This window comes from Xenorhabdus santafensis (assembly GCF_033949405.1).
Taxonomy (GTDB): Bacteria; Pseudomonadota; Gammaproteobacteria; order Enterobacterales; family Enterobacteriaceae; genus Xenorhabdus; species Xenorhabdus santafensis.
This window is the reverse complement of the sequence record NZ_VCDN01000021.1, coordinates 1-16,936: the sequence shown is the minus strand read 5'-3', so window position 1 is coordinate 16,936 and position 16,936 is coordinate 1. Positions and strand designations below refer to the sequence as shown.

Here is a 16,936-nt window from a genome sequence, read left to right as displayed (position 1 = left end):
TAAAGTAACGGAATAGATTGTAAACATCTAGGGAGCATTTAATAAATCAATGATATAATCGCGCAGATATAAACGTTTCTGTCATTGAGTTAGAATATAAATGAATTACCAACAACAACCCGCTTCTTCTGGCATGAAGCTCTTTACCGATCTTATCGGAAAGCGCATTACCCCCGGAGAACACTGGCATTCTTCCAGTAATCGTACTAAATTTGCATTGCGCAGTATGTTGACACCTGTGTCAACCCTGAAGCTATTGGGCAGTCTTGCCAAGACACCCCAATATTTAGATATCTTGAAAAAACAACCCAGTTTGCCGTGCAAATTGCATCGTCCCTATTTAAGCATTAACTTCAATCGCAAGCAGATTGTCAACGCATTGAATGAGCATTATCAATTATTATTCAATCAATTAGAGCCTGCTATTATCAATAGGATCTTTGATGAGAATGCTTATTTATTAGCAACCATTCAGGGAAAAAATGAATCATTTATGATTTACATTGATTCATTGGATAATCTGAATAAAGAAGGTGAACTCTCTTTATATATCACCACCGCTGAAAATGTCATTCTCGCAAAGTGTGCCTTCACTTTATTAACGGTGGATGCTAAACAAACTTTATTTATTGGTGTATTGCAAGGGCCAACCAAAGGAGATAACTCTCTGGACGTTATCCGCCATGCAACCAAAGAATGTTATGGGCTATTCCCTAAACGTTTACTGATTGAAGCTATCTGCCGCTTTGCCGATCATGTGGGCTGTGAGCAAATTTTGGCAGTAAGTAACGAGACGCATATCTATCGCAGTATTCGTTATTGGCACAAGAAGAAAAACCAGATGGTGGCCGATTACAACTCCTTCTGGGAATCGTTGAGCGGGATCAGAAAGGACAATAAAGATTTCCATTTGCCATCAACCATAGAAAGAAAAACATTGGATGATATCCCCAGCAAGAAACGCGCCGAGTATCGCCGCCGCTATCAATTGCTGGATGAGCTGGAAAACGGCGTCAAGGCATCCTTGACGACCCAATCACTGGTGCAAGAAGAAAGGCATCAACAGTAGTTTATGCGGCTTCGCCATTAGCCATCCGAGATGCGCTTAATGGCGAGCCACTTATTGGAAAGGGTGCCATAGGCGCAAATGACCTGCCCCTGCCAATACGGCTAACCGCATTTTCAATTCAACGGATTCACCTACACTCATTGCCATTTCACCTTCCAGCCAAGTTTATAACCTAACCACTGACGTTATCCAATCGGCACCTTTTTTACCCATTTTTGCCCTCGTTGAAGAAGCCAATGGCAATATGCAAAGTTCAGAACTATATGTTCATGACGAGCCACATATTCACGGCAAACCTAAGCGAGCTTGATGAGTTATATGATCATATGCATTGATCAATATGAATAAGAAGATTTTCTGTACGAATAGATTTCATGATACTTGTCACAATCACTTAACAAAGTGATTCCAATCAGGCCGGAACTGTCTAAATTTGATAACTATCTCATCCGACCACTTAGCCATAGCCAAGTGAAAAATTTAAGCCACACAGAAAAAATAAAATTTTTGCGCGACCAAATATTTGATGGAGAATGCAATGAGCAACTACCCCCACCTTCTTGCACCGCTGGATTTGGGTTTTACCACACTAAAAAATCGTGTATTGATGGGTTCAATGCACACCGGGCTTGAAGAACATCCCGACGGTACTCGACGGTTGGCCCAGTTCTATGCAGAACGGGCTGCGGGTGGCGTTGCATTGATTGTGACAGGCGGCATCGCCCCAAACCCGCAGGGGGTTGTTGCCGCAGGTGCAAGCGTTCTGAACAGTGAAGAAGCCCTGCCACACCATAAATTTATTACAGATGCTGTACATCAGGCCGGTGGGAAAATTGCCCTGCAAATTCTGCATACCGGGCGCTATAGCTACCAAAAATCCCTTGTTGCCCCTTCTGCTATCCAAGCGCCTATCAATCCTTTTATGCCCCGTGAGATGTCTGAAGAAGATATCCAGCAGACGATCAAAGACTTCGCCAGATGTGCCCAACTGGCACAGCAAGCAGGCTATGATGGGGTTGAAATCATGGGATCAGAAGGTTATCTGATCAATCAGTTTTTGGTTTCCCGCACTAATCATCGTCAGGATCAATGGGGTGGTTCTTTCGAAAATCGCATGCGCTTTGCCCTGGAAATCGTTAAAGCAGTCAGGGCAATTGCCGGAGAACGCTTTATCATTATTTATCGCCTTTCCATGTTGGATTTGGTGGAAGACGGATCTGACTGGCAAGAGATAGAGCAACTGGCTCTGGAGATTGAAAAAGCAGGCGCATCTATCATCAACACCGGAATTGGCTGGCATGAAGCCCGTATTCCGACAATTGCCACAATGGTGCCCAGAGCCGGATTCAGTTGGGTAACACAAAAATTGATGGGAAAAGTCAGCATTCCGTTAATTACCACCAACCGTATCAACGATCCGAAAGTTGCCGAACAAATCCTCAGTGAAGGCTGTGCCGATATGGTCTCTATGGCGCGCCCTTTCTTGGCTGACGCCGAGTTTGTCCTGAAAGCCGAACAGAATCGGCCTGACGAAATCAATACTTGTATCGGCTGCAATCAGGCTTGTCTGGATAGAATATTCGTCGGCAAACTGACTTCATGTCTGGTTAATCCACGAGCCTGTCATGAAACTGAATTTATTGCTGACCCCGTAAAAGAGCCTAAAACGATCGCCGTCATTGGTGCCGGGCCTGCGGGGCTGTCTTTTGCTGTGACTGCCGCCAGCCGGGGTCATCACGTCACGCTATTCGAGAAAGATGACAAGATTGGCGGGCAATTTAATATCGCCAAACAAATTCCCGGCAAAGAGGAATTTCATGAAACCTTGCGCTATTTTGAGCGCCAATTGGCGTTAAATGGTGTCAAACTGCGCCTTAATCATGTTGCAACGGCCGAACAGCTTTCTTCATTCGATGAAATCATCATCGCAACCGGCATTACACCACGTACTCCCAATATTGACGGCATTGATCATGAAAAAGTACTGACCTACCTTGATGTCCTGAAACACAAGCGACCGGTTGGGCAACGGATAGCCATTATTGGCGCCGGGGGTATTGGCTTCGATACTGCAGAATACCTGAGCCAAAGCGGGCAAAGCACCAGCTTGAGCAGCCATGCATTTAGCCATGAATGGGGGATTGATCAAACTATCACCCACCGTGGTGGATTACATCCGGAAGGGATACAAGTTGAACGATCTCCGAGGAAAATTTACCTGCTGCAACGCAAAGATTCCAAAGTTGGTGAGGGTCTGGGGAAAACCACCGGCTGGATACACAGAGCCAGCCTGTCAATGCGCGGAGTCACCATGCTAAACAGTGTCCAATATCTGAAAATTGATGATAAAGGGCTGCATATACGTCGGGGTGATGAACAACAATGCCTTGAGGTGGATAACGTTATTATTTGCGCAGGGCAAGAGCCACTGAAAGCACTGTTCCAGCCGTTACAGGAAATGGGGAAAAATGTGTATGTGATTGGCGGTGCAGATGTCGCAGCCGAGCTGGATGCACGCCGGGCGATCGATCAAGGAACCCGCTTGGCATTCAAGATCTGATACACAAATTTTATGGATATAAGAAGATAAAAGCAGATAAAAAAACGGTGATAATGAGCAGGAAGCTGATTATCACCGTATTCATTCACATGAATATTTAACGCTGTGCCAGTTGCTCCGACGCAATGCGCGCTTCTTCCGCCTGACATGCGGCTGCGGTAAACAATACATCAGTAGAAGAGTTCAGACCCGTTTCAGCCGAATCCTGCAATACACCGATAATGAACCCAACTGCGATCACCTGCATGGCAATTTCGTTAGGAATACCAAACAGGGTACATGCCAGTGGGATCAACAGCAGAGAGCCACCCGCAACGCCAGATGAACCACATGCGGCAATGGCAGAAATCACACTCAGTAATATCGCAGTCATGATGTCGACTGTGATACCCAGCGTATTTACGGCCGCCAGAGTCAATACCGTGATGGTGATTGCAGCACCCGCCATATTGATTGTTGCGCCTAACGGAATGGAGACAGAATAGGTATCTTCATCCAGTTCCATGCGGCGGCACATTTCCATATTCACCGGAATATTCGCGGCCGAGCTGCGGGTAAAGAACGCCGTTACACCACTTTCACGCAGGCATGCAAAAACTAACGGATAAGGGTTGCGACGAATTTTCCAGTAAACAATCAGTGGATTAACCACCAATGCAACAATGATCATGCAGCTGATCAGGACGATGAGCAGGTGGGCATAATCAAGCAACACTGAAAAGCCGGTTGTCGCAATCGTGGAAGAAACCAACCCGAAAATACCAATGGGAGCAAAGCGGATAACAACACGCACGATATTGGTCACGGAATCTGAAAGATCACGAAGCACTGATTTTGTGGATTCTTTTGCATGACGCAAAGCAACGCCCAAACCGATTGACCACGCCAAAATTCCAACATAATTCCCTTTCAATAGGGCATCAATCGGGTTGGCTACCACATTGAGCAATATCCCTTTCAGTACTTCAATAATATTTTCCGGTGGTGACATTTGTGCATTGTTTGTCACCAGTGTCAGTGTTGATGGGAACAGAATGCTTCCAATCACAGCCACGACTGCCGCAAGGAATGTTCCTATGATATACAGGAAGATAATCGGGCGAATATTACTTTTCTGGCCAGTCTTGTGATTTGCAATCGAAGACATGACTAAAACCCATACCAGAACAGGAGCAACAGCTTTCAATGCACCGACAAAAAGTGCCCCCAGCAACTCCACTGATTTAGCCCAATCAGGCGCTAGCCATGCCAATAATACTCCAAGAATTAAACCGATTAAGATTTGTTTTACAAGGCTTCCCTGTACAATGAATTGCACAAAGCCTTTTTGTTGTTTTTCCATAGTCTATCCATTTGATATTTTTTAGCTCAATGAGCCTGATGTTAGTGTTTGCTTTCCCAGTATAAGGAAGTTGTGAAACTTACAAAGAATAATTAATTGCAATATACAGAGAACACAACTTTTGATAACAAATACCTTACATTTGTGTGATCGAAACATCAGTTTTCTGTTTTTCGATAGCTTCATAACGCAATGATTGATATGGAAAAAATAGGTTATTCCCTTTGTATTCAGAATGTTAAATAAAATGTTTTGTCTAGAAATGGCAACAGGGCATTTATTCAATGGCAATTTGCAGCTAGATAACTTTTCGTCATTAAGTCAGAAAAAGAGGTAGGGTCAACTGGGAAAAAATATGAATTCAGTCAATTCTCAGGAGAAATGGGATATCACTGTTATTTTGGCAAACTTCATCTGAGTATTAATCAGTTGATATATATGGATGAGTTTATTTTTCTGTATGAACAAATGTTCAAACGATCACCAAAATTTTCTATCTCGCTACCGCCGATTTTGTTAAAGTGACCCTTGTCAATCTTTATGCCGTCTTGAATGGATTTCGAGAGCATTTTATGACAATCGGAATGCAATGCTTTGAGTTTGTAAAGCATTCAATAGAAATTCACCATAAATGCACCATAAAAGTAAGATGCAATCCTTAACCCGCGTTTTAGGAACATTTGATGGAAATTGTAACAGACCTTATTTATGCACTTTGGCACCAAGATTACGAAACACTAACGAACCCATCATTGGTATGGGCTATTTACATTCTTCTCTTCATCGTCCTTTTTCTTGAAAATGGGGTCTTGCCTGCCGCATTTTTACCCGGCGACAGTCTATTGATATTAGTGGGCGTATTAATTGCCAAAGATACGCTGAATTTTTCCGCGACATTGGTCATTCTCACCGCTGGGGCAAGTCTTGGCTGCTGGATTGGATATCTTCAAGGCCGATGGCTTGGCAATACAAAATTAATCCAAGGCTGGCTGTCACACCTTCCTGAACATTATCACCAACGCGCGCATAACCTATTCCATCGCCACGGCTTGTCTGCCTTGCTAATAGGCCGATTCCTCGCATTTGTCCGAACATTGCTGCCAACACTGGCAGGCCTTGCCGGGTTGAAAAATGGGCGTTTTCAAATATTCAATTGGCTCAGCGGATTTCTGTGGGTCATTATCCTGACAACATTGGGTTATATGTTGGGTAAAAGCCCGCTGTTCCGCCAATATGAAGCATATTTGATGAATTTTTTATTATTGCTGCCCGTAGCTCTGTTACTCATCGGTTTAATTGGCACTCTGACCGTTATTTGGCGCAAAAAGCGCACCAAGAATACGCTTTCGTAATTCGCCAATTTGCCCTGAATTTTTTCTCCTGTGGTATAGCGAAAAACTTGCCACAGGAGCTTGTTTCCAGACTTTCCCAACCCCCTCATAAGTGGCTCTTGGCCATGACTTCAAACAGTATTTCAGGTTAATTCCTAACAAATCTTGATAATTATTCATCTATCCATACTTTAAACTCCCCTTAAAAGCGTCTATGGTAGAAATTCATTCATCGTATATTTAAGGAGATAAATCATGCCACAGAAAAAAAACTCTGAGGAATTGCGTGATGAATTGCAGGCCCTGGCTGATACTCTGGAAGAAGTTCTTAATGGTTCTGCGGATAAGTCAAAAGCCGAACTGGAAAAATTACGCGACAAGGCAGAAAAAACCCTGAAAGGTGCGCGTGCCACGCTCGACGAAGCTGGCGATAAACTCATAGGCCAAACCAAAGAAATCGCAGGTCAGGCAGATAGCTATGTCCGTGATAATCCGTGGACAGGTGTTGGCATCGGAGCAGCCGTCGGCATCGTATTGGGTGTTCTGCTGTCAAGGCGCTGAAATGACTCAATCCCCTCATATTAATGGCTCAGGAAAAAAAGGCCCAGGAAAAGGCTTCCTTGATACTTTGCGGAGAGTAGCGGCAATTGTTATCGGCATGGCTGAAACCCGTATCCAGCTCATTGCAGTTGAATTGGAAGAAGGTGCAGCAACACTGGTGCAATTGCTGCTGATGATTGGGTTCACTCTGCTGTTTGCCGGATTTGGCTTGATGTGTTTTCTGGTACTGATATTTTGGGCTATCGATCCTGCTTACCGGATCATGGCGATGGCTATCACTGCCGGAACATTGTTGTTCCTCGCCGTGCTTGGTGCCATATGGACAATTCGGAAGGCCAAAAGACTCACTTTTCTCAATGCAACCCGTGAGCAATTGAATATTGATCGCAACATGCTGGAGGGTGATCCGCATGAGTAAGTTTCAGCATCATCAACTCACGTCAAGAAAGCAGCGGCTGCTGCAAGAAATCCAGCAACAGCGGAAATCACTCTCCCAATGCAGCCAGCAATGGTTGGAACTCACCCAACCTTATGATAAAAGCTGGCAAACCCTGCTTGCTTTTAAACCGTACATTGCGATCGGCTCTGGCATCGCCTTGATTTATGGCCTGCGACGCCCTAAAAAACTTTATCACTGGTCTCGTCGTATGCTCAGTGTCCTAGAGATCCTGAAAATAGTGCGAAATGCGCTTAAATGACGACATATACCATGTAAAAGCCAATGAACCATGATTAGCTTCCATTGACCAATGGTGAATGCCATTCGAAAGCAATTGGCGAAAACAGACTGTCACCGGTCTCTCATTCAAATATCTTTTTGCATCGCTCAATATTCTTTCAAAAAAACTGCATTAAATGGTTAATATTCCTTACTATCAAAAAGTAACAACTTTCCCTAGAATACCGTCCACTAGCTAATAACAAGCAAATTACACTTTTAATCAATCACATCCATGCGGATAGCTTTTATCGTTATCCGCAGTGCTTTTGGAAAAATAATGAAAAAATTTGAAGATAGTGGCTTATTGGTCGCCCGCGTTTTAATCTCTATTCTTTTTATCATCGCAGGATATGGGAAATTAGGCAGTGCTTATGCCGGAACACAAGAATTTATGGAAGCCATGAAAGTTCCCGGAATTCTGCTGCCTCTGACTATTTTACTGGAGCTGGGCGGTGGCCTTGCCGTTATGTTCGGTTTGTTGACCCGGACTACCGCTGTATTTACATTTATTTTTTGTATCCTGACAGCAATTTTGTTCCACGGCGATTTTACTGATGACATGAATCAGACCATGTTCCTGAAAAATTTCTCCATCGGCGCAGGCTATTTGTTGCTGGCGATAATGGGGCCTGGAAAATTCAGTATTGATAAGGTGCTGAATAAAAACTGGTAGTCCTTCTTTATATTAAGAATTTGAAAAGCCCCAAACTGTTCGTCGATAGTCTGGGGCTTTTTTAATGTTCTTTTTTACCCTGCGTGGCCTATTTTTCGGTTCATTTTATGAATTGATAAACAATTTAGGAATTTCACGTAAACACCATGCCTTGGCTTCCCCCATGCTGTCACGACGCCATGCCATGATAATGTGGGTTTCATGACCATATTCAGGACTCACTACACGCAACCTGCCTTCAGCAATATCCTTTTCAACCAACGAATAAGGCATGGTTGCCACCCCCAGCCCCGCCAAAAGCGCACTGCGTTTGTCTTCCAATGTGCTGACCGTCAGCCGTGGTTGTTTATCCAATAATTTAACCGTCAGAGTCGGGCGCTCCTTTGCCGTATCAGCAACAGCGATGCCTCGATATTTCATTCGGGTAGTCTCAGATAATGGTTCCGGTTCATCATGAATAGGGTGGTTAACGCTTGCAACATAGACATTGTTGATCGAATACAGCTTACGTGAATTCACCTCCGGAGAAGCCCTGAAATGCATATCTGGCGCAATGACGATATCTGCACCGCCTGTTTCCAGCCGCTCCCAAGCACCTGCCAATACTTCTGTCACTAATGAAAGCTGTGTATTCGATTTTTTCGCCAATTTATCAACAAGGGGGAAAAGTGATTTGACCGGAAATAATGCTTCACACACAATCGTCAAATTCGTCTCCCAGCCACGGGCAAGGGCTTCTGCATCAGCCGTCAGCTTATCCGCAGCTTCAAGCAATAAACGCCCCCGCTCCAGCAACATGCGGCCAACGTTAGTAAATTTCGTACGATGGCCTGAGCGATCAAACAGCACGACGTCCAGCTCTTCTTCCAGCTTTTGCATGGTATAACTCAATGCAGAAGGCACCCTTCCCAATTCATCCGCAGCCGCCGCAAAACTGCCTCGCCTGTCTATCGCATCCATGACCCGCAAGGATTCCAATGTAAGCGCTCGTTCTTTGCCCATATTTTTCTCAGTCAGGAAATTCGAATATATCCACCAGATTAACTGACTGACATTTCGACGTCTAGTTGACATCTTCTCCCTCCCTAAAGAGGGTATTAAAAAAGTTCAGGTCGCAGGGTATTACTGGAATATTGAACGTGATTTTGAATAAATTCCAAAAATGAGTTCCTGATTATAACAAAGTACTGAAATAGAATATCAGGTATCAACACATTTATTTAAAACCGAAATGTACTCCAATATTAAATAATAATCGCCGTTTCGTTAACATGAATTTTTTCAGAACATGCCTATTTATTTTAGGCCCACAACAACGAGATAATGGGTGCAAATAAAACCCCATCCATATAACCACCCTTTATTATTGAAATCCATATCATTAAGAATGGTGATGTTTTTCTTGTGGATATTGATTTAATGAATAATGCAATGAAAAATAATGAAGTAAAAAATAGCAAAATAATAAAAGTATTATTAGGCACATCTTTATTAATATTATCAAGCAAAGGACATTCGAGTATTATGCATGATTGTTGGGTTGAGATCCCTCTTAATTCAAACAATGCAAGTTTTTCACCTATAGAATACACAATATCTGTTGGGGAGGATTTTGAAATTAATCCCAATTTACCTGTAGGAAGCGTTCTGCTAAGAAAAATCCTACCTGCAATATCCCCCACAGGCCAATTAATGTGTGACTCTCATCTAGGGTTATATCGATATGAAGGAATTGGCACACCAACAAATTCCATTTATCCTATCCCTAGTATCCCTGGACTAGGGTATAGATTAACCAAAACTGGCGATCAACTTGGTCACGATACCTTTGGCTCTTGGTTTCCATATACTAGTAATCAGGTATACGACAATATTACTTATGAAACTCTCACTGAATACAAAGGAATTCTCTTTAATCACCAAACTATGTTTCATATGGAATTGGTCAAAATAGGTGATATCCTGTCTGGCGGCCAGATGGGAGGGGAAATAGCCAGAGGCATTGCACTTGAAAAGAGTAATTTCCAATATTTAAGTCTAAAAATTGCTGGTAGTGTCAACGTTAAATTAGTTTATCCCAGCTGCACTCTCAAGACACCCTCTATAGATGTCCCGTTGGGGGACGTATCTAAATCTGATTTTAAAGGTATCGGAACCGAAGCCCAACCTAAACAATTTAATATCGATTTAGAGTGTTCTAGCGGGTCACCAGAAAAAATTTCTCACCCGAAAATGACATTGGAAGACGTCACCTTCCCCTCAAATCACAGTGATATTCTGACACTCAGTAAAAATTCTACCGCTGAAGGGGTTGGTATCCGAATTTACCATAATCAAAATCCCGTGAAATATCAGCCGAACAGCAAACTTCAGCTCGGCGCGTTTGGTAATGGCCATTATAGTGTTCCATTTCAGGCAAACTATATTCAAACAGGATCAACAATAACACCCGGTAGTGTCCATGCTAATGTAACTTTTAAATTATTTTATGATTAAAAAATTAGTGCAGAATAAAAAATAAAAGCCCAATAATAAAGTTATTATTGGGCTAATTTATTAATGCTAAAAATAAGATAGTTAATCACTTATTCATAATTTATTTCCAATCTCAAATTTGTTTTTTCTACGAACTCGTCCTCAAGTGACATTTTAAGCTGATGCCGGCCTTGGCGAATTAATTAACGGGGTAACGGAAGCCTTATTTTTGCACTCGATGAAAAAAAAAGCCAGGCGCACTTAGTATGATATTAACCGGAAAGGGGGCACGCCAATAGCTTCCATGCCTTCAGCGCAATCAATTAAATCAAGTCGCAGCCAGCTGTCTTGTATTTGTACATCATGTAAGGATGGAGGCAAAAAGCATGGTGAGCTGATCAATGAGCCATAAACTTCTATATAGTTTTCCTGCTGAGTCATGTTCTCAAGAACATTTTGCATCGCTTCACTAGCATTAGCACAGCGACTCACTAATATCAGAAGCACTGCCAACAAGCCTCTCCATACTCGGGTTTGAATGCCTCCATAACCTACCATATCTATTTATTTTATCCCGCTCCGGCTATTATTTCTTCTGGTCTTTGATAACGGTGCATTGTTCGCCATGACAACGAAATGCCAGTGTTGGCCGACCACCATAGTCATTGATATAGGTAAAATAGGGTGTGCTGTATTGCCCATTCTTGACAGTTTCATTGCCAAACGGCGCGATCATGATCCCATCAAAATCACTTTCTTCTGATTGTGACTGACTATTACCCATACCAATAATCGTGACATAATACGGCGTTGGGTTTTCTATGCGATAACCTCCTGCAACCTTGTGCAAAACAAGCTGTTCCTGCCAGACTAGGTCCGTCTTGACTTTAAGGGTTGCAGGGCGATAAAACAGTTTTATTTTAGTTTGCAGGGCAATTTGCAGCGTGTTTGACTGTTCGCTCTTGGGTGGAATCTCGCGCAAATTGAAATAGAACAAAGATTCCCTATCCAGTGCCAACAAATTTGCAGTCTGTGTTTTTTCCACCCGAACCAAGCTACGTTTCCCCGGCTCCAGACGCTGCACAGGAGGAGTTAATACTAATGGCCCCGTCGTCATTTTCTGATGATTTTCATCTTCCAACCACGCTTGGGCTAAATAAGGCAACTGCTTATTATCATTAGAGATATGCAATGTAATTGATTTATTCTCTCCGTCAAACACCGCTCTGGTTCGATCCAGAGAAACTGCGGCCAGAGATGAAAATGTACTAAAAATCAATACACTAACCGCTAATAGGTTACCAACCCATTTTTGCAAAATCTGTTTCTTCATGCTTACATTTACTCTCTTCAATTCATTTTTAGGGTACGTCATTCACGTTTTATTACGCTATCCCTCTTTACTTTCCTCTCTGGCAAGGCAAAGTGACCAGTGACAGAGAATCAATTTGAGGCGGCAATATGAACGAACAATGTTGCTCACCCCAATTAGCTTGCAGGGATTCCCCCAATTCAGCCCCACTGATCCATGCCACTCCTCCGTCATTGACAATTCCCAGCTCACGACTTTTTTTATTGCGTATACTGGTGCCAAAGGGAAGAATACTTCCATTTTCCAATTTCAAAACAACAAACAAGCGGTTGCCTTTTAAAACATCAAATTTGTGATAACCAATCGCGCCTTCTGTCAATACCAATTCCGCCACTGCATCGCGGGCTTCAACATCACTGTCCAATTTATTGATATCCACCATCGTTGTGTTGCGGTAGTAACTGCTGACACTCGTTACCACGCCAACTCCCCAATGATTCGTTCTCACATGTCCGCTATCGAACGGCACGTTCTCCACGCCATTCGTATCCACAATTAAGCGGGTGCCACCACTAACACCACTGGGATGCAATGCTGCACCTTTTAAAGTGAGCGTTGCCCCGCCATTGACTGCCATACCAGCCGCCACATTCCCGTCTTGTGCCATTGAAACATTGAACGACGTATGAGCGATATTACCTCTGTGGCTGTAATAGCCGCTAAATTGGCTTTTCCGTTGTTGCCTGTGACCATGGCTCATACTTGCTGTCACGTTATAGTTGTCTCTTTCCCCAACTTGCCCGCTGAGGTTCATATTCTGGTTGAATTGCTTCTCACTGTAATAATGATTGTAATTGATTCTTTGCTCGCCAACAGGCAGTGAAAAATTCAATGACAAAGAATTATTCATTTTACCTGTATGAAGATAACGAGAACGGGTGGCCAATAAACCAACAGTCATATTGTCGATACCAAAAGCAGAAAAATATTTATTCATCCGGATGTTGTAATAAATGTTCTCACCGGCGTTCCAGAACGTTTCGTGATTGTAGGAAACACCCAGCGATACTTTCTGCTCAGGGAAGCTTTTATTCAGAATTATTGTATATTTGTCTTTGCTACTCCCCCCTGAACGCTCACGATAACGCGCATCCAAATATTGTTGCATTGACATGTAATCACGTTCACTAAAACGGTAACCAGCCAATGTCAGGTCCGTGTTAATATCATCAAAACGTTTGGAATAAGTCAGATGCCAAGATTTTCCCTGTTGCGTTTTTTTGCTATCTTCTTCCCCCCGTTTTGGTAACCTGGCCATCGATTGCGTGACATCTGCTGTCAACGAGCCAAAAGCCCCCAGATCAACACCTGCTCCCAATGCAAGGGCATTATAATTACCGGCAACAACCCCACCGCCGTACAATGTCCAACTGTTTGTTAAACCGTAGTACCACTCTCCGGTAGCAAAAATAGGCCCTTCAGTCCGATGGGAATCATATCGAGCACGTCCGGAGGCTAATTTATAACGAAGTTGGCCCGGTCGAGTCAGATAGGAAACAGAGGCCGTACTGACCTGAAAGGTTTTCACTCGACCATCTTGCTCCGTGATTTTTACATCTAATGTTCCACGCACAGAACTACTGATATCCTTGATAACAAATTCCCCAGCGGGAACCGTTGTGTCATACAGAATATTATTTTGTTGTGTTACAGTGACTCTAGCGTTAGTATCGGCAAACCCTCTGATTTGTGGGGCATATCCCCGTAATTTGGGCGGTAATTGCCGCTCATCACTTGCCAATGACACGCCGGTATAATTCCAGCCATCAAGTAAATCTGATGCAAAAGAATATTCCCCTAATGTTAAATTGGCCTGCCATGATGTTAGGGCTCGATATGCATGAAACTGATCCCATTTGAGCAAAGGATCACTATTATTCTGCTGGCCTGCGGTATAACTGTAGTTTCCCTGATAATTACCTCGCAAGCGCCAAGCTCCATAATTTGCGCCGACTGTGCCATTAAGCCAGATATTTTGGTTGCTTGAATTCCCACGTGATTTAGACAAAAAAGTATTCACGTTATAATCGATCAACACGCCAGGTATTCCCTCATCCCAACGAGCAGGCGGTAACCAAGATAAATCGGAATATTCCAGATATAGCAGGGGAATCGTCATATTAAGCTGTGATTCAGCCAAATCGACGGATAATACCACCCCCTTTACAGCAGAAAAATCCACACATTGCCCGTCATTCCATAATGTTGTCTGTGCGTGGTACTCCTCTTTCAAGCCTATTTTATTTCGCAATTCGGGTGAAATGCAGGCTTCCGAGCGGGCTTCTTTCCCTTGATACCGAGAATAAACAGGAATCATTGTTTCACGGTTAACGAGTTGCTCATTAACACGTAAAGTTAATTGGTATTTCCCAGGCATGACATAGCCCGCTTGCGAGAAACGTGATAAATCAATATTTTTTTTATCTTCGGCATCTAGCATATCAATATTAAATTCAATTGCGTTTGCTAAATGAATACCCGAACAAAACAAAATCAATCCCTTCAATAAGTGCAAAGGAAATAAAAGTTCCTGCTTTATATTCATTTATAACGACTCCCGCGTCAGGCAGGTATTACCTTGTCAGATAAAATATGGCAAACCGCCACAATTCACTGATCAATCACTTAAAAAGAATCATACCCTGCGGCCATTTATAATAACTTAATATTATTTCTAATAATAAAAAGACCAATTTAAAAAGAGTGATAAAACCCATCACCATTAGTTATATTTTGTGCGCAAGACATTAATTTTATTCATAATCCTGTTTAAAACTCAAAACAGCATAATAACTTCCTTGCACCAAAGGTTCTCCATTTGGTACTAAATTTAAAATATATTTCATGCTTGAATGATTATTTCTACCTGAAATAACAGGATAGAGTTTTCCAGCTTGTATTAAATTCCCTTGCGTATCATTAATAGATAACGCGGCTCCCTTAACACCACCTGTCAATTGGAATAAATGTGTTTCTTTATCACGCTCCCCATAAAAATCCACATATATTGCCACCCGTTTCTCTGCGTTTTTCCTTTTTCCCAATCACAGTTTTCCAAATGGATAATGACTTCTTTTTGTTTTTTGATCCCATGCTGATATAACTTTTTCACTGGAACCATGCCATATTAACAGACTGCCACATATCTCTTAATGCAATAGAGAAACTCGTAGAAACGATGGTTCCACTAATACTGATCCTTCCCATAAAAGGATTTAAAGAATGTTCTCATGCCTGTGCACTATTGCACAGAAAAAGCATAAGAAAATACATAAGCTATTGTTTAATAAAAACTTCATTCGCAAATTTCACAAAGCAATATAACTAGTTGTTTTTTTTATTGAAAATAACGCATTACCCAATATAATCATAGGGCAATGCGCTATAATCACTTTATTTAAAATAAACTTCTATTACGCTTAATTTTTACTGATATTGCATAGTAAAAGTTGTTAGCCCTTCAAATCTACCCGGAACAACATTTTTTCCTTCCTTTCCTGCCAGTTCTGATTTTTTCGCAAATGCCATGAAATTTAATTCATTTGTGCTTTGGCTTAAATTAAATACCTTACTCGGTTTACCCAGGGTGATTTTACCATCCAAACCCGCTAACCTTACTGCAATATTTTCAGCATCACCACTCATTGCTATCTCTGTATCGCCATAGTTAACCCCGGAAAATGTTATCGTTGCTTTTTTAGCGGTATCTGTATCGCACTCAGTCAATACAATTTTAAAAGGACGAGAAGTTTCCCCTCCTTTATTCAATAAGGCATTACTTAAAACACCAAAATTAATTGTCTGGTCTATGGATTCAGGAGAAATACTACAAGGTGCCTCAACAACAGTACCAGTAAAATTTATTTTTCCGTCACTACGGGTATCTATTAATTTAGCACCACCTTCAGGTGATTGAGCCTGCGCCCCAAAAACTCCCATACCTAATGCAATAACAGCAATTTTAGCCAATTTTGTTGGTTTCATTATTTTACCTTTTTTTCGTAAAAATAAATTTCAAGATATTTTGTTTACTATTAATTCCCAATGAAGGTTTATCTCCAAAGAGATTAAATAACTTTTTCAAAAAAACCTTCAAAACATTTTTCAATTCAATCAATAGCTGAGATAATATTCATCATTCACTTTGAAAATATAAACAACAAATTTATAACCACTATCTATAGCGTTAGCTAAAAGAATACTCAAACATTCCCGTTGTATATTTAAAAGGGACAATCATAATCATCTCGCATTTTTTAAATAGAAAAACATAATAAAAATTAATCGTTATTTCAAGTAAACATCACGCCCCAAAGAACGTGGGCAATATACTATCGCCATTTCATTAATAATCAATTCTAATATTTTTTTTAGCTAAATGTCATGCTCATTGATTTCATTCACTCACAACTAGCCAGTCCGTTTTATTGATTTTAGATCCCAAAACAAAAAAAAGAGATAACCACTTGTTTTTATAGTGATTTAGCGCAGAAAACTGAGACTGAATTAATATGAGAAAATTATGAAAATGAATTTCATATATTATTAAAACTTCATGCAGCTTTATCTTCAGAGAGTCGATTAAGAGAATTTAAACGTGTTAATTATAAGATTTTTCCCATTATGAATTAACAATTAGTATTGAAATATCAAGTTCAATATCCTCCAAAAAAAGCAATCATCCAATAGATAATTAAGCAGGTTACTTTATTTGTCTAAATATAAAACATAGTTATATTGAATTTATTCAAAATAAAAATATTACTAAAACAAATCATTATCTTTATGCTCAGTAGATTCTAAGAGACTATCCCAAAAGGCATTTTGTAGTA

General features: G+C 41.5%; 14 protein-coding genes. 8 read left to right on the top strand and 6 right to left on the bottom strand.

From position 1 onward, the window contains the following. Nucleotides 1–100 precede the first annotated feature (100 nt). Together FE392_RS06625 and FE392_RS06620 are read left to right on the top strand one after the other, a co-directional pair. Complete coding sequence (locus tag FE392_RS06625) at nt 101–1,069, top strand: VirK/YbjX family protein (protein WP_319929441.1); 969 nt, start codon at nt 101–103, stop codon at nt 1,067–1,069. Between the two features lie 538 nt (nt 1,070–1,607). Then, complete coding sequence (locus FE392_RS06620; protein ID WP_319929440.1) at nt 1,608–3,629, top strand: oxidoreductase; 2,022 nt, start codon at nt 1,608–1,610, stop codon at nt 3,627–3,629. 97 nt (nt 3,630–3,726) lie between these two features. Here the strand turns inward: FE392_RS06620 and sstT are convergent, their stop codons facing one another. Continuing rightward, nucleotides 3,727–4,971 (bottom strand): serine/threonine transporter SstT, encoded by a 1,245-nt coding sequence (gene sstT, locus FE392_RS06615; protein WP_319929439.1) that lies wholly within the window; start codon nt 4,969–4,971, stop codon nt 3,727–3,729. 683 nt (nt 4,972–5,654) lie between these two features. On the opposite strand from sstT, the gene FE392_RS06610 reads away from it, so the two are divergent. From FE392_RS06610 to FE392_RS06590, 5 genes are all read left to right on the top strand, one after another. Continuing rightward, nucleotides 5,655–6,323 carry a DedA family protein gene (locus tag FE392_RS06610; protein WP_319929438.1) on the top strand — a complete coding sequence of 223 codons (669 nt, stop codon included), beginning with the start codon at nt 5,655–5,657 and terminating at the stop codon, nt 6,321–6,323. Nucleotides 6,324–6,557: 234 nt separating this feature from the next. Beyond that, nucleotides 6,558–6,863 carry an ElaB/YgaM/YqjD family protein gene (locus FE392_RS06605; protein WP_319929437.1) on the top strand — a complete coding sequence of 102 codons (306 nt, stop codon included), beginning with the start codon at nt 6,558–6,560 and terminating at the stop codon, nt 6,861–6,863. Between the two features lies 1 nt (nt 6,864). Next, on the top strand, nt 6,865–7,281 hold the full coding sequence (locus FE392_RS06600) for a phage holin family protein (RefSeq protein ID WP_319929436.1): 417 nt from the start codon (nt 6,865–6,867) through the stop codon (nt 7,279–7,281). Continuing rightward, a complete protein-coding gene (locus FE392_RS06595; RefSeq protein WP_319929435.1) occupies nt 7,274–7,561 on the top strand; it encodes a YqjK-like family protein in 288 nt (95 codons plus the stop codon). The genes FE392_RS06600 and FE392_RS06595 overlap by 8 nt, the downstream gene beginning before the upstream one ends. 300 nt (nt 7,562–7,861) lie before the next feature. After that, the gene (locus FE392_RS06590; RefSeq protein WP_319929434.1) at nt 7,862–8,257 is read left to right on the top strand and encodes a DoxX family protein; all 396 of its coding nucleotides are present in this window, start codon (nt 7,862–7,864) and stop codon (nt 8,255–8,257) included. A 105-nt stretch (nt 8,258–8,362) separates the two neighbouring features. Here the strand turns inward: FE392_RS06590 and FE392_RS06585 are convergent, their stop codons facing one another. Then, entirely contained in the window at nt 8,363–9,259 is an 897-nt protein-coding gene (locus FE392_RS06585) for a LysR family transcriptional regulator (RefSeq protein ID WP_319929540.1), read from the bottom strand. A 402-nt stretch (nt 9,260–9,661) separates the two neighbouring features. On the opposite strand from FE392_RS06585, the gene FE392_RS06580 reads away from it, so the two are divergent. Beyond that, nucleotides 9,662–10,753, top strand: coding sequence for a fimbrial protein (locus tag FE392_RS06580; protein ID WP_319929433.1), 1,092 nt, complete (start codon nt 9,662–9,664; stop codon nt 10,751–10,753). Nucleotides 10,754–11,318: 565 nt separating this feature from the next. On the opposite strand, the gene FE392_RS06575 is transcribed toward FE392_RS06580, so the two are convergent. From FE392_RS06575 to FE392_RS06560, 4 genes are all read right to left on the bottom strand, one after another. Next, complete coding sequence (locus FE392_RS06575; protein WP_319929432.1) at nt 11,319–12,065, bottom strand: fimbrial biogenesis chaperone; 747 nt, start codon at nt 12,063–12,065, stop codon at nt 11,319–11,321. Between the two features lie 67 nt (nt 12,066–12,132). Then, the gene (locus FE392_RS06570; RefSeq protein WP_319929431.1) at nt 12,133–14,649 is read right to left on the bottom strand and encodes a fimbria/pilus outer membrane usher protein; all 2,517 of its coding nucleotides are present in this window, start codon (nt 14,647–14,649) and stop codon (nt 12,133–12,135) included. A gap of 208 nt (nt 14,650–14,857) precedes the next feature. Then, nucleotides 14,858–15,148, bottom strand: a complete 291-nt coding sequence (locus FE392_RS06565; protein ID WP_319929430.1) for a hypothetical protein — start codon at nt 15,146–15,148, stop codon at nt 14,858–14,860. A 382-nt stretch (nt 15,149–15,530) separates the two neighbouring features. Beyond that, nucleotides 15,531–16,088, bottom strand: a complete 558-nt coding sequence (locus tag FE392_RS06560; protein WP_319929429.1) for a fimbrial protein — start codon at nt 16,086–16,088, stop codon at nt 15,531–15,533. Nucleotides 16,089–16,936: the final 848 nt, after the last annotated feature.

Coding starts and splice junctions, on each gene's coding strand:
- FE392_RS06625 (WP_319929441.1), top strand. CDS start 101: ATGAATTACCAACAACAACCCGCTTCTTCTGGCATGAAGCTCTTTACC.
- FE392_RS06620 (WP_319929440.1), top strand. CDS start 1,608: ATGAGCAACTACCCCCACCTTCTTGCACCGCTGGATTTGGGTTTTACC.
- sstT (WP_319929439.1), bottom strand. CDS start 4,971: ATGGAAAAACAACAAAAAGGCTTTGTGCAATTCATTGTACAGGGAAGC.
- FE392_RS06610 (WP_319929438.1), top strand. CDS start 5,655: ATGGAAATTGTAACAGACCTTATTTATGCACTTTGGCACCAAGATTAC.
- FE392_RS06605 (WP_319929437.1), top strand. CDS start 6,558: ATGCCACAGAAAAAAAACTCTGAGGAATTGCGTGATGAATTGCAGGCC.
- FE392_RS06600 (WP_319929436.1), top strand. CDS start 6,865: ATGACTCAATCCCCTCATATTAATGGCTCAGGAAAAAAAGGCCCAGGA.
- FE392_RS06595 (WP_319929435.1), top strand. CDS start 7,274: ATGAGTAAGTTTCAGCATCATCAACTCACGTCAAGAAAGCAGCGGCTG.
- FE392_RS06590 (WP_319929434.1), top strand. CDS start 7,862: ATGAAAAAATTTGAAGATAGTGGCTTATTGGTCGCCCGCGTTTTAATC.
- FE392_RS06585 (WP_319929540.1), bottom strand. CDS start 9,259: ATGGGCAAAGAACGAGCGCTTACATTGGAATCCTTGCGGGTCATGGAT.
- FE392_RS06575 (WP_319929432.1), bottom strand. CDS start 12,065: ATGAAGAAACAGATTTTGCAAAAATGGGTTGGTAACCTATTAGCGGTT.
- FE392_RS06570 (WP_319929431.1), bottom strand. CDS start 14,649: ATGAATATAAAGCAGGAACTTTTATTTCCTTTGCACTTATTGAAGGGA.
- FE392_RS06560 (WP_319929429.1), bottom strand. CDS start 16,088: ATGAAACCAACAAAATTGGCTAAAATTGCTGTTATTGCATTAGGTATG.